Origin of the sequence: Pelobacter seleniigenes DSM 18267 (genome assembly GCF_000711225.1) — a bacterium.
Classification (GTDB): Bacteria; Desulfobacterota; Desulfuromonadia; order Desulfuromonadales; family Geopsychrobacteraceae; genus Seleniibacterium; species Seleniibacterium seleniigenes.
In genome coordinates, this window is the sequence record NZ_JOMG01000001.1 from 510,719 (window position 1) to 529,925 (window position 19,207).

The 19,207-nt window shown below is 52.5% G+C and carries 21 protein-coding genes; 4 read left to right on the forward strand and 17 right to left on the reverse strand.

All coding sequences use genetic code 11. From position 1 onward, the window contains the following. Positions 1-286: 286 nt before the first annotated feature. The 3 genes from N909_RS0102250 to N909_RS0102265 form a co-directional block, all read right to left on the reverse strand. Positions 287-487, reverse strand: coding sequence for a DUF6485 family protein (locus N909_RS0102250; RefSeq protein ID WP_029910724.1), 201 nt, complete (start codon positions 485-487; stop codon positions 287-289). A 157-nt stretch (positions 488-644) separates the two neighbouring features. Continuing rightward, positions 645-1,316, reverse strand: a complete 672-nt coding sequence (locus N909_RS0102260; protein WP_029910726.1) for a haloacid dehalogenase type II — start codon at positions 1,314-1,316, stop codon at positions 645-647. Positions 1,317-1,419: 103 nt separating this feature from the next. Further along, positions 1,420-1,974, reverse strand: coding sequence for a carboxymuconolactone decarboxylase family protein (locus N909_RS0102265; RefSeq protein ID WP_029910729.1), 555 nt, complete (start codon positions 1,972-1,974; stop codon positions 1,420-1,422). A 190-nt stretch (positions 1,975-2,164) separates the two neighbouring features. Between N909_RS0102265 and N909_RS0102270 the strand changes: the two genes are divergently transcribed. Continuing rightward, positions 2,165-2,746: a TetR/AcrR family transcriptional regulator gene (locus N909_RS0102270; protein WP_029910731.1), complete on the forward strand. Its 582-nt coding sequence runs from the start codon at positions 2,165-2,167 to the stop codon at positions 2,744-2,746. A 140-nt stretch (positions 2,747-2,886) separates the two neighbouring features. On the opposite strand, the gene N909_RS0102275 is transcribed toward N909_RS0102270, so the two are convergent. The 7 genes from N909_RS0102275 to crcB all read right to left on the reverse strand — a co-directional run bounded on the left by N909_RS0102275 (position 2,887) and on the right by crcB (position 6,834). Continuing rightward, positions 2,887-3,339, reverse strand: coding sequence for a hypothetical protein (locus N909_RS0102275; RefSeq protein ID WP_211253908.1), 453 nt, complete (start codon positions 3,337-3,339; stop codon positions 2,887-2,889). 225 nt (positions 3,340-3,564) lie between these two features. Then, the gene (locus N909_RS0102285; protein ID WP_029910737.1) at positions 3,565-4,161 is read right to left on the reverse strand and encodes an MlaC/ttg2D family ABC transporter substrate-binding protein; all 597 of its coding nucleotides are present in this window, start codon (positions 4,159-4,161) and stop codon (positions 3,565-3,567) included. Further along, positions 4,161-4,946, reverse strand: coding sequence for an MlaA family lipoprotein (locus N909_RS0102290; RefSeq protein ID WP_162179099.1), 786 nt, complete (start codon positions 4,944-4,946; stop codon positions 4,161-4,163). The genes N909_RS0102285 and N909_RS0102290 overlap by 1 nt, the downstream gene beginning before the upstream one ends. A 106-nt stretch (positions 4,947-5,052) precedes the next feature. Continuing rightward, positions 5,053-5,661, reverse strand: a complete 609-nt coding sequence (gene mnmM / locus N909_RS0102295; RefSeq protein ID WP_051689458.1) for a tRNA 5-(aminomethyl)-2-thiouridylate-methyltransferase MnmM — start codon at positions 5,659-5,661, stop codon at positions 5,053-5,055. Next, positions 5,658-6,098, reverse strand: coding sequence for a tellurite resistance TerB family protein (locus N909_RS0102300; RefSeq protein WP_029910744.1), 441 nt, complete (start codon positions 6,096-6,098; stop codon positions 5,658-5,660). Before N909_RS0102300 ends, mnmM begins: the two co-directional genes overlap by 4 nt. Positions 6,099-6,109: 11 nt before the next feature. Continuing rightward, positions 6,110-6,442, reverse strand: a complete 333-nt coding sequence (locus N909_RS0102305; RefSeq protein ID WP_029910747.1) for a DUF190 domain-containing protein — start codon at positions 6,440-6,442, stop codon at positions 6,110-6,112. An 11-nt stretch (positions 6,443-6,453) separates the two neighbouring features. Continuing rightward, positions 6,454-6,834, reverse strand: coding sequence for a fluoride efflux transporter CrcB (crcB, locus tag N909_RS0102310; protein WP_029910749.1), 381 nt, complete (start codon positions 6,832-6,834; stop codon positions 6,454-6,456). 351 nt (positions 6,835-7,185) lie between these two features. On the opposite strand from crcB, the gene N909_RS0102315 reads away from it, so the two are divergent. The 3 genes from N909_RS0102315 (at position 7,186) to scpC (N909_RS0102325) (ending at position 12,158) form a co-directional block, all read left to right on the forward strand. Continuing rightward, on the forward strand, positions 7,186-7,929 hold the full coding sequence (locus N909_RS0102315; protein ID WP_029910751.1) for an outer membrane protein assembly factor BamD: 744 nt from the start codon (positions 7,186-7,188) through the stop codon (positions 7,927-7,929). Between the two features lie 406 nt (positions 7,930-8,335). Further along, on the forward strand, positions 8,336-9,919 hold the full coding sequence (gene scpC / locus N909_RS0102320) for a succinyl-CoA:acetate CoA-transferase ScpC (protein WP_029910763.1): 1,584 nt from the start codon (positions 8,336-8,338) through the stop codon (positions 9,917-9,919). Between the two features lie 649 nt (positions 9,920-10,568). Then, the gene (gene scpC, locus N909_RS0102325; RefSeq protein WP_029910767.1) at positions 10,569-12,158 is read left to right on the forward strand and encodes a succinyl-CoA:acetate CoA-transferase ScpC; all 1,590 of its coding nucleotides are present in this window, start codon (positions 10,569-10,571) and stop codon (positions 12,156-12,158) included. Positions 12,159-12,392: 234 nt separating this feature from the next. Here the strand turns inward: scpC (N909_RS0102325) and N909_RS0102330 are convergent, their stop codons facing one another. The 7 genes from N909_RS0102330 to N909_RS0102370 all read right to left on the reverse strand — a co-directional run bounded on the left by N909_RS0102330 (position 12,393) and on the right by N909_RS0102370 (position 19,172). Further along, the gene (locus tag N909_RS0102330; RefSeq protein ID WP_029910770.1) at positions 12,393-13,646 is read right to left on the reverse strand and encodes an OprD family outer membrane porin; all 1,254 of its coding nucleotides are present in this window, start codon (positions 13,644-13,646) and stop codon (positions 12,393-12,395) included. A gap of 262 nt (positions 13,647-13,908) precedes the next feature. Then, entirely contained in the window at positions 13,909-14,619 is a 711-nt protein-coding gene (locus N909_RS0102340) for a molybdate ABC transporter substrate-binding protein (protein ID WP_029910776.1), read from the reverse strand. Between the two features lie 177 nt (positions 14,620-14,796). After that, a complete protein-coding gene (locus tag N909_RS24305) occupies positions 14,797-15,579 on the reverse strand; it encodes an energy transducer TonB (protein WP_051689459.1) in 783 nt (260 codons plus the stop codon). 9 nt (positions 15,580-15,588) lie between these two features. Then, positions 15,589-15,969, reverse strand: a complete 381-nt coding sequence (locus N909_RS0102355; RefSeq protein ID WP_029910778.1) for an ExbD/TolR family protein — start codon at positions 15,967-15,969, stop codon at positions 15,589-15,591. Beyond that, a complete protein-coding gene (exbB, locus tag N909_RS0102360; RefSeq protein WP_029910781.1) occupies positions 15,962-16,384 on the reverse strand; it encodes a TonB-system energizer ExbB in 423 nt (140 codons plus the stop codon). Before exbB ends, N909_RS0102355 begins: the two co-directional genes overlap by 8 nt. Positions 16,385-16,405: 21 nt before the next feature. Further along, positions 16,406-18,139, reverse strand: coding sequence for a ShlB/FhaC/HecB family hemolysin secretion/activation protein (locus tag N909_RS0102365; RefSeq protein WP_029910786.1), 1,734 nt, complete (start codon positions 18,137-18,139; stop codon positions 16,406-16,408). Positions 18,140-18,305: 166 nt separating this feature from the next. Next, the gene (locus N909_RS0102370) at positions 18,306-19,172 is read right to left on the reverse strand and encodes a substrate-binding domain-containing protein (protein WP_029910801.1); all 867 of its coding nucleotides are present in this window, start codon (positions 19,170-19,172) and stop codon (positions 18,306-18,308) included. Positions 19,173-19,207 lie beyond the last annotated feature (35 nt).

Sequence of the window (19,207 nt, forward strand, 5' to 3'; positions counted from 1 at the left end):
GCTGACTGAATGTCAGAAAAGCGGCCAGGACGGCCGCGGCAGCGAGCGCAGGGGAGCCGACGCAGGCTTGAACAGGAGGTTCAAACCGTAGTGGGCGAATCCTCTCGCACCGACCATTCCAACAAAAAAGGGGCGGCGATAAGCCGGCCCTTTTTCCTGATATCCACCAGAAAGAGTTTTTTGGTTAGTTAAATATGTCTGGTGGCTTACTTATGAAAAAGGCGATTCCTTTCGGAGCCGCCTTTTTTTGCTTAAAGCCCTCAACAATTCTCAAAAACTTTCCAGATCAGGCCATCGGCACTCCGCAAGTCTGATCTTTGATGAAATTCTCAACCGACCGGTCGTAGGTTTTCTCCCCTGCAGCGGTAAAAAAACAGCCCGGGATTTCCTTTCGGTCACGATGCCGTGCCACGCAGGGCCGACAGTCCCCCCAGGAAGGACAGGCGTTATTGGTGCAGGTACAATGACCGCTTTGCGAAGACTTCATTGGTTTCTCCTTTGAGCTGGCCATTTCGGCCAGTTGGTGGTGTTTTTCCCCTGAGATATTCGTAGGCGGTTTTTGAATATCTCGACTTCCTTGTCATAGGACAATTGCATAACGGTCACGACCGTCCACGGCTCTTCCCTTTCCAAGACATGGACATTCATTCACGCAACAGCTTAGTGTAAAGTTCCGCCAAGCTGGTAACGGTCAGCGTTGGTTCTATTCCCCAGGGATCAAAGACAGCAGCTTGCGAACGCCTTACCCATGCTGATTTCATCCCTGCGGAGACGGCTCCGATCACATCGAAAGGATTACTTGAGATCAGCCAGGCATCTTCTGCTACCGAATCTGTTTGATCCAGAAAGTAGCTGTAAACATCCGGATTCGGTTTGAATGACCGGGTCTCATTCACACTGACAACTCCTTGAAATAGGCTCCGTATTCCAGCGTTGGTCAGTAATTCCTCAAGCGCTTCCGGTTCGCCATTGGAAAATGCAAAGAGACGAAAACATGTAGACTTCAGACGCGACAGACATTCCTGAACATCGGCGAATGCCGGAAGAGCCCGATAACGGCGCAAAAGGTGCTCTTTTCTTTCCAGGCTCAAGTTAGCGTCATGAACGGCGCAGGTAAAATCAAGGGCCTGGCGAGTACATACGGAAAATGGTTCGTACTTCCGCATCAGGCCTTTGCGGAAGGAATATTCCAACTGCTTTTCCCTCCACGTATGTGAAAATGCCGGAGCTTTTTCGCCGACCAGCTCTTCCAATTCGGCCAGAAGCCCATGCGTGTCTATCAGGGTTCCATAAACGTCGAAAGCCAGAGTTATCATCGGTAACTCCCGTCAAAGTTCATTGTCTTTGTGTGACTAATCCGCGGTATGTTCTTTTCAGGATGACATCCTTTTCGCGACCTGCAAACAGGCAACCATTAAATTATGCGGCAGGTTGCCAGGCAAATTTCCTGAAGACCTCGTCAACAGGCGTCTTGGCGATATGATTGACGTAATTGCTCATCACTTTTTGTGCTACCCCCAATATAATTTCCAGCAACTGCCGTTGCTCATATCCCGCAGCCCAAAAAGCTTCAAGGTCTTCGTCCGACAGGTCACCGCGTTTTCTTACGATGGCCAGGGTTGTGTCATGCAATGCCTGCAGTTTCGCCGTTGGCATCGGCCCTTTGTTTCTGAGGGCTTCCGTCAGTGCGGGAGCCACGTTCATCATCTGGGCAATGCCCGTGTGAGCGGGTACGCAGTAAGTACAACCATGTTCGACGTTGATGGTCTGCCAGACCACGGTCAGCTCTTCCGCATTGAACGAGGATTCCTGAAACAGCTTGTGCAACAGTTGGTAGCCTTCAAGCAGGCCGGGAGCTTCGGCCATGACGGCATGCAGACCGGGAATTCTCCCGAAAGCCTTTTGCGAGTTTTCCAACAACACCCTGCTCTCCTTCGGGGCGGAATCCAAATCATGCTTTTTAAATACTTTCATAACGTTCTCCTACTCGTTGATTGTTGCGTTTTCGGTCATCGCACGAAGTCTGGAATCAAAATCAACTTGAATGAGCGTTCAAGTTAAGCCTACCCAGAAGCTACTGTCAACATTTATTTTGAATGATCGTTCAAGTTCGTATATAGTGAGGCTTACCCGAACATTTCAAAACAACCAGCGAGATCGCCAAATGGCAAGAGCACAATTCGACCGCAGTAAAGTCATCGAGCAGTCCACCAAGCTGTTTTGGAAACACGGCTTCAGCGCCTCATCCATGCAGCAGGTGGTCAAAAACACCGGCCTTAAACCAGGGTCCATCTACCTGGCCTTCGGCAGTAAGGAGGGGTTATTCCAGCAAGCGCTGGAGACCTATGCCCAGAAATCCCTAGCGCGCATCCGCAGTACTTTGGACAGCGCACCAAGCATCGGGGAAGGAATCTGCACACTCCTGGAGATGTTCGTGGCAGAATCAACCAGGAAGGATTACTGCAGTTGCTTTCTGGTCAAAACTCAACTTGAACTGGCGACCGAGGGGGGAGAACTCCATAAATTCGCGTCCTCAAAACTGGATGAGATCGAAACCTTGTACCGGAGCTACCTTGAACGTGAATTCGACAGCATGGTCAGCCGGCAACGGGCGACCAGCATCATGCTGCATATTTTCGGAGTGAGGGTTTACGGCTATCAACAGGGATCCGCCGAACGTATGCGTGAAGGATTACGCGTCGGGCTGCCCTGGCTGCCCTGGCCGACGCAGCGTCAAGTGCCCTGAAAGCACGGAATTCAAACCGGGAGGGAGGCTGTGGCAAGTACGCTGTCAGCCCGGGCCACGCCGGATGGCGCGACAGGTGATCGCCAACCAAAGCAATCCCGCCGTTCGCTCAACAACAGCCCCCCCCCTCCCAGTCAAACCTATTTGGCGATATTCGCCACCGTCCCCATCAGGGCGACATTGGTCACAAAACCGCCTTTGATGCAGGAATACTCGGTGGCGCTTTCAAATTTTTTATCCTTGGTAATCGTATAGATATCGATCACAGCATTTCCGCCCTCCTTTGCAGCCCGATCCTGCAAAGCCATGAGCGCTGAGATAAAGACTCTGTCACAGGCCTGCTGGGCTGATTTTCCGAACCCGTTGGTGCGCTGGTTGGTTTTATACTCCCCCATGGTTTTCATAACCTTGGGGTGATCCTGCCCTTTCATGTAAAGTCCGATTTCCGGTCGTAACTTTTCCTGCCCCAAAGCGCTCTCCTTGGCATCCTGTACAGACAGCTGATGCCACTCATCTTTGGCCTGCGCCTTGGTCACAATTGCTCCGCAGCAAAACGTACTCAATAGGATTCCCAAAAACAATGTCCTCATCATATGGCTCCTTCCTGTGGTTTATGTGGTGATTTTCGAAATACCCCAGAAGACGCAGGCGGAGTCTGTTGTTCAGCCTGCTTCATCAAAGACAACAGCAATGCGCCTCCAGGGCCTCAATAAGTATATGAAGAACAATCCAGAGAGCAAGCTTATCGAGGCCGTAAAATCAAAAAAAAGCCAGCGACAAATGGCTGGCTTTTTATTCTGCGTGTTCTTTTAAAGTGGTTACTGCACGGATTTGCGGCCTTCCATCTCAGCAACTTTCTTCTGCATCAGTGCCAGCAACCCTTCATAGCCATCACGCCGGATAATTTCGCCATAACTCGACCGATAGTTACGAATCAGGCTGACACCTTCGATAACCAGGTCGAAAACCTGCCAGGAGCCGTTTTCGTAAATCATTTTATACTGCACGGGAATTTCCAGGTCCTTCTGGACGATGGACGTATCGACAATCGCCTTGTCGTCTTTGACCCGCTGCATCAGATATTTGACGGTCCCGTTGGAATAGTCGTCGATCCGGTTGAGATAGGTGCCCTCAAGCACTTTGAGAAACAGATCGGAAAACTGCTGCCGCTGCTCTGCGGTGGCACCGGCCCAATAGGGGCCAAGGGTTCTTTCCGCCATGGACTGAATATTCAGGAACTTCTGCACCCGACCGCTGACCATAGCTTTTTTCTGGGCCACATCAAGATCGGTCCGCTTGAGGACTTCAAGGACAGAATCGACCATCTTGGCGACTTCCTTCTGCGGGTCCGGCAAAGCAAAAACAGTCGCGGTACAGATCAACACCAATAACAAGCTCAAAAATAATTTTTTCATCAGTCAAACCCAAACCATTCAAAAGGATTTAATAGATCACTGTCAAATACAGGACCTTCAAAGATATTCATATTATAGCTCTCTTTGCCAACCTGTGCTTTACGTCGCTGGGCGTAGGCCCCGCGCATAAACAGGTAAGGATCAAGCGAATCCTGGACGATCCCTTCGTAGGTATCGTGATCCAGAGACAAACGGTTCTCCACATCGAACCATTTCACACCAAGATATTCCATAGTCCTGAGGTCGGCATAGCGCAGCGGATCGGCAAATGAGTCGGCAAAGCTGCCGATTCCATCGCGCAGACTGGACGGTCCGACGATGGGCAGAACCAGGTAGAAGCCATGCCCGATACCATAAAATCCCATGGTCTGACCAAAATCCTCGGTCCGCTGTTTGACCCCAGCAACCGATTCCGCAGGGTCGAAAAAGCCCAACACTCCAAAGGTGGAATTGATGGCAAAACGATAAATCTCAGTGCCAAAGTCGTGGAACTTCAGCTGCAATAAAGCATTTCCCGCCCGAATCGGGGTTGTCAGGTTAGAGAAAAAGTTACGGACCGACACCCGCGCCGGCCGCGGCAACACCAGCCGGTAGCCTCTGGCGATCGGCTTAAACAGATAAAAATACAGTTTGTCATTGACCCAGAAGACCCCGCGATTCACCGGCTCGAAAGGGTCATTGATGAGAACTTCATCTGCCGGTCTGCCGGAGCTGAAATCATCAGAGAAAGCAGCATCGAAATCGTCAAACCCGGCTCCTGATCGAGCATTTGCCGCAATGTTCACAGCGGGGTCCGGCTGAGCAGCCGACACGTCCGCAATACATAGCGTGCAGGCAAATAAGGTCAAAAACAGGATACGATATAACATGAAATCAGTCCTCTTCAGCGGCTTAATCTCTTTTTTCAACAACCAAAAGAAAAGGGGCCTGGGAACGATTGGTCACGCGGACCTGCAATACCTGGTATGAGCACTCCCCAAGCCCGCTCAAAAACTCCGAAACCGTGGCGGCTTCTTCAGCCCCGCCGGGATGTCCCGGATAAACGACAACGGCCAGTCGACCACCGACCGCCAAGGCCTGAAGAGCCTGGTCAAGAGCGGCGAGCGTCGAATCCGGCCGGGTGATGATCTCCCTGGCTCCGCCCGGCAGAAAACCCAGGTTGGCAATAATACCCCGAGGAGTTCCACTGATGACCCGGGCGAAGTTCTCATGCCCGAGCAGCACCAGATCAACCCCGGCGGCTTGCTCCAGTGGTTCGTCCCAATCATAGTGAAAACGGACTGGAGCGGCCAGTTCTTTGACTTTATCCGCTGTCGCGCTCAGAGCCTGGGTTTGGATATCAAATGCGACAACCTGGCCGGCCGGACCGACCATATGCAACAGAGCCAGAGTGTCATATCCGTTTCCGGCGGTCAGATCGACGACAAGATCCCCGGCACCGACAACTTCGGCCAGCAGTTCATGCCCCCATTGAATCACCTTGGTCAGGCTGGGTTTCACGAATGCGCCACTTTCAACTTGGCTTCGATCAGTTGCCGATGTGAAAGACCGATCAGCGATCCCAACTGCCTCATCAAGGCGTCTTCGAATCGATCCAGACGACCGTCGGCATAAACCAGCTGCCAGACCGCTTCAATAATACGCTCTTTCTCTTCCTGAGAGAAAGCCCAGTTGATATCACGGGTAAACTGATGCAGATCGGTACTATTTTGCCGGGTGATCTCTGCGAATTCAAGAAGTCCGCTCACGGAATCCGCGGACACGGCAAAATGTTTCTGCAGCAATTCGCCGATCAGGGCCTGTTCCGCGGGATGAAATTCTCCATCGCTATGGGCCACTTCCAACAGAAGAACCGCCGCGGCTAGAGGAATCCGTTCCTGCCGCGCCTCTTCCTCTGCTTCTTCCGGCGCAAAAACCTGTAGCAATCTTTTTAACATAACTCAATCCGTTATTCTTTGTAGCGGATGACACGCGCCCTTTCGAGAGTAATCATACCGCCTTGCAGCATCCCGTCCAACTGAGGAATGATTTTGTCGATTTTTTCCTCATTGTCGACAACCTCAATAACCAGGGGGAGATCCTGCGAAAGGCGCAGCAGCCGATCCGTATGCAAGTGCGACCTGGCCCCGAATCCGGCAACTCCTTTGAGAACCGTGGCTCCGGCGAAACCTTCTTTCCGGAACAGCTCCAGCAGAGCTTCGTACAGCGGCCTGCCCTGGTAACGATCCGATTCCCCGATAAACACCCTCATCAGACTCTGTTCACCATCCAGTCGTTGCATAAGACCCTCGCTCATAGTGTTGTCATATGACGGGCCAGCCATATCCCGACAAAAACAAAGACCAGACAGAATGTCAGGTTCAGCAGAATATTGGCCCCGGCCTGCCAGAAACTTCCCTCTTCGATCAGCCGCATCGTTTCATAGGCAAATGTCGAAAAAGTGGTAAATCCCCCCATAAACCCAACCGTCATCCCAACCCTGAGCTCTGGAGACAACAAACTGCTGCGCAATGCAAAAGTCATCAGGAACCCCAGCAGGAAAGACCCGAGGACATTCACCAGCAGAGTTCCGAAAGGAAGCGAACGGCCAACCAACTGGTAAGTCCAGCCGGACGCCAGATAACGGGCGATGCATCCCAGCCCGCCGCAAACACCAATAAAAATTACTTGCATGTCATTTCCCGTTCCTAGCACAAAACCAAATCATCTTATTATTGATGAGGCCGGAACAACTGTCAATTACGTAGTGAACCAGACCCCGCCCCGCAGCCAGGGCCAAAAGGCGTTGCCGATACGCGGGCAAACCCGCCCGAAGGATCCCTGAGTGCCGAAAAAAAAGAAACCAACAACCAAAAGCAACCGGAAAAGAAACACAGCGGTTGCCTCATCATGAGCGGGCTTAACTAATGAAGTACAGGATAAAATTGGTCGTTCCCGCCTTGTTCCAGCAAGATCAATTGACAAAAACCTGCGGATTCCGTAGCTTCTTGTGAGCCTTCAATACTCATAGAAGAGGAATCAAGAATGAAACAACTCATCAGATACACCATATTACTCGGCATCTGCGCTCTTCTCGCCGCTTGCGGCGGATCGAAAGTCAAACCGCAGGACGATGCACAAAAATATTTTCAGCAGGGAGAACGTTACTTCGAAGGCCAACTCTACGACGATGCCATCGCCTCCTGGGAAAAAGCCAGGGACACTTTCTATTCACCCGAGCTGAACATGTTGGCCGAGCTCAAAATCGCCGAAGCGTATTTCGTTTCCAAGCGCTATGCGGAAGCAGCCTCGGCCTACAAGGATTTCCTGACCCAGCATCCGAACGACCCGCGCGAAGGCTCTATCATGTTTCGGCTGGGATTGAGCTATTACTATCAGATTCTTTCCGCAGACCGAGATCAGACCTTCACGGAAAATGCGCTGCAGACATTGCAGCAGTTTGTTGCCCGCTACCCTGATCACGCCCGCGCCCAGGAAGCAAAAAATCTGATTCTGCGCTGCCAAACACGCTTGGCGGACCACGAAGTTTACGTCGGTCGTTTTTATCTCAAAAAGGAGCAGTTCAAACCTGCCATCCATCGCCTCGAGAAGGTCCTGCAGGACTACCCCGACTACTATTATCGCGATGAAGCCTATTTTTATCTGCTGAAAGCCTACCTGGAATCAGGCCAGGCCGAAAAAGCCCAACCACTGCTGGACAAGTTGGTCAAAGAATATCCGAGCAGCGAGATGACCGAAGATGCACGCGAACTGATGGCGGATCACTAGCCGCACCGACCGGTTCCAACCAAACGTTCCCCGAGCGGCCGTCACCGATGAACCCGCCCCGTAGCCCTGAATACAATCGAAAAGGCTGCGGGGTGTTTGTTATTGGCATTAAACCGGTCCGCACTATTCTCCTACCATATAGGCCATCAATCAGACCACCAATGATATATTTTCTTGACTTGACCATTTGCCCGCTTATGATGGGCACCGTTTGTACAGGTCATTTCCAGCAAGAGCATCTTGCTCTGGAGCCTATTCCCTCGTAATTTTCACGACATCAGGTAAGCACCATAACAGCTGCCCATCCGTCGTCTAACTCAGGGGTGAACTGTTTCTCCGCCTTATTTCAATAAGGCCCAAAAACTCTTTCTTTCCTTTTCAATTTTCTTAATTCAGGAGAAAAAATATGTCTGAATACGGGACACTGGCTGATCGCGTTCATCGCAAATCGTTGCTTGACAGAGTCAAATCCGCAGAAGAATGTATCCCTTTCTTTAAAAGCGGCATGGACCTGGGCTGGTCGGGATTCACCCCCGCAGGTTATCCTAAAGCTGTGCCCATTGCCTTGGCTGACCACGTTGAAAAGAACAACCTGCAGGGACAATTGAAGTTCAACCTGTTCATCGGCGCTTCGGTCGGGGCGGAAACCGAAAACCGCTGGGCAGAACTCGATATGATCGACCGCCGCTGGCCCTATCAGACCGGTAAGAATATTGCCAAAGGGATCAATGAAGGCCGGATTCGCATGGGCGACAAACACCTGTCGATGTTTGCCCAGGACCTCGGGTACGGTTTTTATACCCCGAAAATCGATATCGCCCTGATTGAAGTCTCGGAAATTCTCGAAGACGGCTCCCTGGTCCCGACCGCATCATGCGGCGCTATCGGCGAAATCCTGATGATTGCCGACAAAATCATTGTCGAGGTCAACACCTCCATGCCTTCTTTCCGCGGCATGCACGACTGTCTGGCCCCGCAAGCGCCGCCGCACCGGGAACCGTTGCTGATCTGCAAAGCCGGCGACCGGATCGGCCGGGAGTCCTTCGCCTGCGACAGTGACAAAATTATCGCCGTGGTCGAATCCAAATTCAGCGACAAAGGCCGCGCCTTTACTGCCCCGGACGACGCCTCTGAAGCCATCGCCGCCCACATCCTCGACTTTTTCTCCGCCGAGGTCAAAGCGGGCCGGTTGCCGGAAAACCTGCTGCCGCTGCAGTCGGGTGTCGGCTCCATCGCCAACGCCGTGGTCGGTGGGCTGGCAAAAGGGCCGTTTAAAAATCTGACTGTCTACACGGAAGTCCTCCAAGACACCATGCTTGACCTGTTCGATTCCGGCAAACTCGACGCCGCATCGTCCTGCTCCCTCTCCCTGTCGGAAAAAGAAGGCTTTCCCCGCTTCATGAAAAACTGGGAAAAATATGCGGACAAGATCACCCTGCGACCGTTGTCGATTTCCAACGCGCCGGAACCGATCCGCCGCCTCGGAGTCATCGCCATGAATACCCCGATCGAATTCGATATCTATGCCCACGCCAACTCGACCCTGGTCGGAGGAACCCGGATGATCAACGGGATCGGCGGATCAGGTGACTTCCTGCGTAACGGCTACTTGAAAATCATGCACTCCCCTTCGGTTCGTCCCAGCAAAACCGATCCGTTGGGCATTACTTGCGTGGTCCCCAAAGCCCCGCATATCGATCATACCGAACACGATCTCGATATTCTGGTCACCGAGCAAGGGCTGGCCGACCTGCGTGGACTGGCTCCAAAAGAACGCGCCCAGAAAATCATCGACAAATGTGCTCACCCGGCATACAAGCCGATCTTGCAGGATTACCTCGACCTGGCAAGCCGGGAGTGCCTTAGCAAAGGAATCGGTCATGAGCCGCAACTGTTCGACCGTTGCTTCAAAATGCAGCAGAATCTGGCTGCCAACGGCACCATGAGAATCAAGAGCTGGGACATCAAAGTCGATCTTTGCGAAGACTGATCCCCACCTGACAACCGGCCTCTGCCCATATTTACGGAGCAGAGGCCGGTGCTTCATGACCTGTCGAACAAATAAGCTCCTATCTCTCGATAACATCACCTGACAACGGTCAACCCTCCCGGCAAACACCATCCCGACAAAAGTTCTTCGCAGCCCCGGTTCGCGATCGTACCCCGATGTTAAATGAACGTCATCCGCAGATTTCTTTATTTATATATATATTTTTTCACAACCCCTTCCTTGGCTGTTTTCCACCCACCGGAAAGAATGGACTCAACAGCATCTTTGCCAACAACGACAGCAACCCATTGAAAAATAAAACATACTCGTCACTTAAAAAATAAACAGCGTTTCTAAAAATTATTTTTTACTTCCAGAAAAGGCCTCTAAAGAGCTTACCAGAAATGATAATTTACCTCTTCAACCCCACATTTCCCCTTGACTTGTCAGATAGCAGCATTATATAAGAAACACTGTTCTCATTTTATTTTAGTCAGCCTAAAAAACAATCTTTTCCGGTCTCAGAAAAGATTGTTTTCATCTTTGAAATCGACAGCTTGACCGTTCAGGAGAATGAATAGCGCTGTTTTACAGCATATCCAAACAGGTGCCAAATCTGCACCGTGTCCTTATCATGGGAGGAGAGAGAATGTCGGAATACGGAACACTTGAGGACCGCGTACGTCGCAAGTCGCTGCTCAGTAAAGTCAGGTCGGCAGAAGACTGCATCCAATTCTTCAACCCTGGGCAGAACCTGCTCTGGTCTGGCTTCACCCCCGCCGGATACCCCAAAGCCGTGCCTATTGCCCTGGCCGACTATGTTGAGGCCAACAATCTGCAGGGGAAATGGAAGTTCAACCTGTTCATCGGCGCCTCGGTCGGTGCAGAGACCGAAGACCGCTGGGCGACCCTCGATATGATTGACCGCCGCTGGCCTTACCAGACCGGCAAAAATATCGCCAAGGGGATTAACGCGGGCCGCATTCGGATGGGCGACAAACACCTTGGCCACTTTGCCCAGGACGCCGGCTACGGCTTCTACACCGAGAACGGTCGCTATGACATTGGCATTGTCGAAGTTTCTGCCATCACCGAAGAGTGCGGACTGGCCTTGACCACCTCCTGCGGCATCGTTGCCGAAGCCCTGCACCTGTGCGACAAAATCATTATCGAAGTTAACACCGGACAGCCCTCCTTTGAAGGAATGCACGACATTCATATGCAGCAGAAGCCGCCGCATCGGGCTCCGTTCCTGATCACCCAGGCCAACAGCCGCATCGGTTCCCCGTATGTCCCCTGCGATCCGGAAAAAATCATTGCCGTGGTCGAGTCGAAAAACCGCGACAAAGGCCGCGCCTTTGCCGAGATGGACGACACCTCCGAAGCCATCGCCGGGCACATCATGGAATTTTTTGCCCATGAAGTGAAAAGAGGCCGGCTGCCCGAGCACCTGCTGCCGTTGCAGTCCGGCGTCGGTTCCATCGCCAACGCCGTCGTTGGTGGCCTGGCCAAGGGGCCATTCACCAACCTTTCGGTGTATACCGAAGTGCTGCAGGACACCATGCTCGACTTCTTTGACGGCGGCAACCTGAAATTCGCTTCCGCCTGCTCGCTCTCGTTGTCGGAAAACCCCGGCTTCCCGCGCTTCTTCGACAACTGGGAAAAATATTTCGACAAGATCACCTTGCGGCCGCTGTCGATCTCCAATGCGCCCGAGCCGATCCGCCGCCTTGGTGTCATCGCCATGAACACCCCGGTCGAGTTCGATATTTATGCCCACGCCAACTCCACCCTGGTCGGCGGCACGCGGATGATCAACGGGTTGGGCGGTTCCGGCGATTACCTGCGCAACGGCTACCTCAAGATCATGCACAGCCCATCAACCCGGCCGAGCAAAACCGACCCCCTGGGCATCACCTGCGTGGTTCCGAAAGCCCCGCACATCGATCACACCGAGCACGACCTCGACGTGCTGGTCACCGAGCAAGGCCTGGCCGATCTGCGCGGCGTCGCCCCGAAAGAGCGGGCCAAGCTGATCATCGAAAAATGCGCCCACCCGGAGTACAAACCGATCCTCAACGAATACCTGGAAATGGCCACCAAGGAGTGCCTGGCCAAAGGGATCGGTCATGAGCCGCAGCTGTTCGACCGCGCTTTCAAGATGCAACTCAACCTGGCACAGAACGGCACCATGCGGATCAAGGACTGGGACATCAAAGTCGATCTGTGTGACAAATAATTTTCTGCTGGTCAGCTGCAATAGAATCGCCCTGCCGAAATTCGGCAGGGCTTTTTTATTGGTCTCACTCGGAACAGCCTTCAGGCTGATATTTTTGGCTCACGGGCATAGCGTTAGGAAGGCTGCTCCCCCATCCTGCCCTTCCCCCGTCAAAAGGGGAAAGAACCAGATCTTAGGAATCAACAAGGCTAACGTCCATAGTTTTGAACCGGCCTGTTGAGGGAATTACGCAAGCTAAAATTTATAGTCTACAAAACAGCGGACATAGGTCACATCGTCGTCATTACCATCGTTGTCGTTGACGTCGGCAGGGACGCCCAGATCATAACTGGCGTACCCCGCCCACACCCGCAGACCCAGGCCTTTCAAGTATCCTGAGAAGGCATATCTTACATCCAGATCAACTTCATAAGAGTCATCCATATTCCGGGCACTATGACTCATCCCGGCGTCGCTCTGGCTGAAGGTGGTATACATCAGACTGGTCCGCAATCCTTTCACCCCCAAATCCGCAAAATCGTACCCAGCCTTAAAGGATAAGCTATCGAGCCCGGCAAATAACGAAGTGTTGATCAGCATATGATTGAACATGGCAGCGTTAGCCACTTGCCCCAGGGTGCCGGGGAAATCATTATCATCATCAACCGAGGTAAAAGCCGTTTCAAGCTGGATATTAAACACCTTGGTGGCCAATTTAACTCCGTAAAACCGGGTGTCGTCCTCGGATGATTTATCGAAACTGGCACCGCCGCCCTGCAGACTCAGCGTCAGGGGAAAGGCGGTCGGCAGTTTATAATCGCCCTGGGCGAAATACGTGTCATATCCGTCCATGGTTTTGGAAGGGATATCGCCGTTATTCCCTTTTTGCGATGTTGTCATGTACTGCCCCGTCAATTTCAAGCCTTTGACGCTTTTATTCTGGATATAGAGTGAATAGACCGGATCTTCATAGTGGACATCAGGGACGTTCCCCCAGGTGGTGTTCCAGTCTTTGATATAGATTGCACTGATCACAGTATCGGGGAACGCGTTGAGCGTCAGCACGGCCGCATCAAAAGAATCGTACATTGCCCAACCTTTATTGTTTTTGATCAAAGGCGTATTGATATACTGACGGCCAACCTTGATAAGAGACTTTTGATAATTGTATTGCAGGTAAAACTGACTCATCATGGATTCACTGAAGGCCAGGCGCGGTTCAGGGGTATCGCTGTCACTGGTCAAATCGTGACTGCGCTCAAAGGAGATCCCGGCCATGAATCCATAGAAATCGCCGGATACATAATTCAGATGAATAGCTGCCGCCTGGGATGTTTTGTCGTCAATGCCTTTTGCCGCATCAACACTGGTGTCCGAACCATCGACATACATGTATTTGATTTCGCCACCGACTTTCCCGCTCTTCAAGGCCTCCTGCAGCGTTATGGCACCCGCACTTCCGGCCAGGCACAAAAAAAACGCCAATAAACACATAACAATCCGTTTCATTGCAACTCCTTATTTCATTGATAAGTTAAATAAATAGTTTTCATCTGGGAAAGGACCGTTTCCTGATAAAAACTGGCACTGTTGCCCTCCGGGCTTTCCGGATGGCAACGAAATAGATTCTTCAGGCCGGCACTGTCGTGAGAGCGGAAGGCAGACACACCACAGCGATCATCCCGCCACAGCAGGAAGCAGATGACCCCATACCGGCGCAATAAATCCGGGGAATACGAAATACAATGCTATTGCACGCTCAGAGGATCCCTCATAAACCTGCGGCAAGCTTGTTCGCCTGCATGGCGTCGCTCTGCAACAGCCCGACAAATTGCTTGACCTCGGGTTTCTCTTCACAACCGGACAGAGTCCCGACAACGATCTCAATCGGCTGAAAGCCTTCGGTCAGCTCAACCAGCGAGCCAAACTTGTCCTGGTTGGCCAAAGCGAAAGTCATGTTGATAAAAGCGGCATCAACTTCACCGCTGATGGCATATCCACCGCTTCGCGGTACCGTACCGACCGCCATTGTTTTGTCGAGGAGGTGGCGGTAGTTGTCATGGTCGAGAATTTGATGGGCGGCACGGCCATAGATGGCTTTTTCATAGTCAGGAGCAACAATACGCTTGAACTCGGCGTTGTTCAGGTCATCGACTCGGCTTAGAGTCAGGCCTTTACGGGTGACCAGCGCCGGACGGCCCTGGCCGATAGAACGAAAAGAAACAATCGGCAGCCCATGGCTCGACAGGTAGGACTTTTCACCAATGACCAGGCAGATTCCTCCCCCCTGTTTGACTTGGGCGGTGACTTGCCCCATGTTTCCGTAAATACGTTCGACCTTGTCTCCGGTCTGCTTCTCATACAGATGCGCCCACTGCTCCACGACCTTTTTGTAGCCTGCTCCGGCCGCTGTCCGCAGCGTTTCAGCTTGAGCGGGGATGGCTAAAACAACCGCCAGAAAACAAATGATCAGATGCTTCATCTCGCTATTCCTTTCATTGTGAATAATTAAAATATCGGTACACATACCGATCCTGCGACGTCAGTAGTTTTGCTAAATAACTTATCGGCTCACAACCAATCCATGACGCGACAAGCCGCTAAGTGGCCAGCTTTTGAGCAGGCGGTTTTTGAACCAGCCTGTGAGAGCGGCAGATGTTCAAATACTCACTTCAAAAGATACCGCTATCGAGACCTTGATCTCCCGTGGCGGCTGATCAAACGGTGCGCTGAATCGCGCCGTTGCCAAGGCGTTTTGATCCAGCTCAGGGAACCCGCTCGACTTAATCACCCGCAATGAATTACTGCGAATTTCACCTGCGCTGGTCACGGTAAAGCCGATCACCGTGATCCCCTGCATCCCGGACAGTTTGGCCGTGGCAGGATAAACCAGATTGCGCTGCAACTGGCTGCGCAGACTTTGCAAATACCTCTGAAACTGCGCTTTCAGAGCGTCTTCCCGCTGCCGGCGCAAAGCCTCTTGAATCCGTTGCTCCAAACCTTGCTGCCCGGCGCTCACCGCGACAGGGACCGGTTGCGGAGCCGCCGGGGCGACGTGCTGCTGCGGCTCTGGCGGTTCCTCCTGACGAACAATGGTCTCCTTGGACGGCTGTGGCCGTTTCACCACTTTTGGCTTAGGCGGCGGTTGTTCCACCTGTGGTTCAGGTTTAGGCTTAGGTTTGAGTTTCGGTGGTTCTGGTTTGGGCAGATCTTCCGGAGGTGGCTCCGGCACCGTTTGGGGCGGAGGCGGAGGTGCCACCACTGGTTTCACTTGCTGCTGTTCCACCTGCCGGTGACTGAGCATCCCCTCCAGATTCATGACCAGCTGCCGCGATTGTACCGGTCGGGACAACGAAATGCCCTGCGCCAACGGGACAATCAGAGCCGCATGAATCGCCAGCGATACCAGAAGCCCCTGCCATAGTTTAAAACGCCGCTTCATGATTCTCCCCTACGAACGGCCCTCGGTCTGAATCGTGACTTTGGTAAAGTTGAACTGGGTCAACAGGTCCGCCACATCAACAAACAGCTGCAAGGGAATCTCCCGGTCGGCGCGGATCATGAACACGGCTTCCGGCTGCAACCGCTCCAGTTCAACAGCAAGTTCGGCCAGGGTGACCGGCTTGTTATCAAAGACAATCACGCCGCCAAGCCCCAGTTCGATACGATGGTCCTCCTGGTGTTCGCTCGCGCTCTGCGTTGCCTGCGGGAGGTTGACGGTCAACCTTCCGGACGCGATAAAGCTCGATGTGGTCAGCACAATGGTCAGCAGCACCAGCATGATGTCCACAAACGGGATGACGTTCATGGTTTCAAAGGGCTTTTCATCCATGGTTGATCTCCCATTTGAGCATCAGCACTTTGACCTTGCGTAGCAGGCTGTTATACAGCACCACCGCCACCAGGGCCACGACCAGGCCGACTGCCGTCGCCTTAAGCGCCAACGCTAGCCCGGTCATGATCCGGGTCGGATCCATGGAGGCATTCTGGCCGATCCGGTAAAAGGTCAGCATGATACTCAGAACTGTCCCCAGCAATCCCAGATAGGGCGCATTGCTGGCAATCGAAGCAACTACCGATAGTTTTCCAGTCAGTTCCAGCTCCAGGGCTTTCAAATCAGTGAACTCGGTCAGCTGAATGCGGCGGTAAAACATCCAGCGCTCTATGAAGACAGCGACGGCAAGCACGCTTAATATCCCCAGCAGACCGATGACGCCGTAATCAACCGCCCCCGTTAGCCATTCCATAACAGTTTTTTTCCTCCTCAATCAAAACGTGATCCCGACCTGGCCGAGAATCCGCGAGTTGGAATCATCATTCCCGGTATCCTGATCAGGCCCATAGGCCCAGACCGCCTGCAATGTCCCGATCAGATAACGCCCCTGGCTGTATTCGTAATTGACATAGTAAGCAACTCCCACATCACTCAACCGATAACTGTGTGGACTGTCGGTAAAATCGCCATCTTCCAGATAAGTACGCCCAAAATCGGTGAACAACCCAACGCTGTTGTTCACTTGCAACACGGGCGGCAACGCATATTTGACCTCGGCAACTGCCAGGTAACCGGTATCCCCCATCAGTCCCGTATAATAGCTGCGAACCCCTTCCGGGCCGGACAAAGTGAACTGTTCGCTGCCATCAAGGTTTTTATTGCCGAGGGCTTTTTGCCCCTGAAGTCTGGCGCTTAAAGTCAGCTTCTGGCTCAGTTGCAGCTGCTCCCGAAAGCCCAGGGTCAACTTGGCAAAACGTCCGGCGGTATCCGCTCCGGCTTTGTTAGCTGCTTCCTGGTCATCATCCGGAAAGCTCAAATCACCGTAGCTGAAGCCGCCTGTCAACGACGATACGGACCTGAGCCCGAACAGGGTTCCGTATTTCAACCTTGAGACGCCCAACGTCGCGACATAAGAATGTTTTTTACTGATAACCTCGCCAAGCATCTCATCCCGCAATCGCCGCGCTGCTATGTCAAAGGACAAAGTCAGGGTTTCGCTGCTGCTGCGCTGCCAGGGATAACTGAGTCCCACTCGAAAGGTATCGGCGGTCCCTTTGGCGTCAAGGTCCCGATAGAGACTGCCCAACTCATAGGTGGTCCGCCCAATCCCCAGATCCAGGCGCAGCCCCCTGTAGCCGAGAGGAAACAGATAATCCAATTGGCCGTTTTGCAAGCCGCTGGCCTTACTGGTGCGGCCGTTCAACGCCAGCTGATCGCCAATGCCCAATAATTCGTTAGCCTGCAGGCCGGCCGATAATCGCTCTTTCCCGGTGTAGCGTGAACCATAGTTGTCGGCCAGCAGATACCCTTCCACCCGCGAAGTCGGGTCCACAGCCACGGCAAAGTCAGTGGTTCCCGCTTGTTCGCCACGACTGATGGCAATCTTTGGCATCCCGACCCCCGGCAGATCACTGGTCAGCAGCATGGCCCGTTCCAGGTCGTCCCGTGCCACCGGTTCTCCTGCCGGCATCGCGTTGTCAAAAATCCCGGCAATGACCTGGTCCCGGCTCCGGGAATTGTTCTGCAACGTGATTTTGCCATACCGGCCGACCACCATCTGGATCAGCAACACACCTGCGCTGGCGTCCTGTTTGGGTACGTAGGCCCGCGCCACCAGGAAACCTTTATTGCGGTAATAGGCGGTGATCTTGCCGGCTGCGGCGTAGATCTCGGACAGGGTCAGTTCCCGGTCGCGATAGGGAGCAACCAATTCCCGGACCGCTGCAAGCTCAGTCTCTGCAACGCCTGCAAACCGGAAATCGCGGATAAAAATAGTTTCTCCGTCCGGCAGGGTAAAAGGTTCAACTTTCAATTCCGGTATTTCCGGCACCTCCTGCGGCTTTTCAACCGGTGATTGCTGTGGTGGTCTGGCCTCCTGTACGGCGCTACCAGCATCGTAACTGGGAGTTGCGGGTGCGGCTGCAACCGAACCGGGCAGCAATATGGCACAAAAAAACAACCAGGCGACCGCCCCGCAAGCGGTGCCCTTGAATGTAGGTCTATTCATGAGATGTCCGTTCTTTTGACTAATCTGTAAATTTCATTAAGAGAGACTCCAAGTTAGCGGTCCACAACACTTTTCAATTATTGAATTAATGGGGAGGCGGCAGCCGCCGCCTCCCTCCAGGTTTGTTACTAAGTTATCCGGTTCTGAAGAACCGGGTTTGGATTGTTTATTCTTCTTGCGGCGGCAGGGCATAGCAGTAGTTGGAAATAATTGCCCGACCACTAGAGGACTGGATAAAATCAATGAAATCACTTAGAGCAATATCATTCTCATCATCAAGGTCGCGATCAATTCTGACTCCGGCCTGTAGTAAGGAGATGGTCGGATGAGCTGAAGCATCAAAGGTATAATAAGAGTCATACTGATAGTCACCAGTATCTCTATAACTACCGCTACCGTTGCAAACCTGGGCATTGCCGACAATGCCGATATCGTAGACATTTGAAAGGTTTGTTACATTGGCGACAACTTCGTACATCTGGGTTTGGCGGGTAACCAGTGCAGGGTCGTCAGGGTCGACGGTGCTAGGTGGGGTACCATCCAGAATATTGGTATTCTCTAGGACATAAGCTGCAGCTTGGCCATAAGAACCGCCTGAAGTGCAAATATCGACTTTATTTCCATCGACGAAATATGTACTGGGGATCATTCCGCTACTTACATTGTAGGTATTGCGGTGTGACCACATGACCAAAGTTCCCTGAGCATAGTTAAAAGGGCTGTGGACTTCGGCGTAGTTATTATACAAGTTCAACGGGATTGCGGTATTAGCTGATAGAAACAAGTCGTAAGGAGTGTCCTGACCGCCATTCAGTGCATTGACAACGTTAGTATTGAGAACACTCATGGATGCATAGGTTACCGACCAGTCTTCAGTATCCGTTCCTGTTTCATTGGAAAAAGCTGCAATAAGAGCAGTCAGAGTATCGTTGAACCCAGCAGCTACTCCGATCTGTACTGCGGCCATGGTTGAACCAGCCGTTACCAGCAAGACAGTTAATGCGATCAGCAATGTTGAAAAACACTTTTTCATCTTGCCTCTCCTTTTCAAGTTAAAGTTGTCTTTTC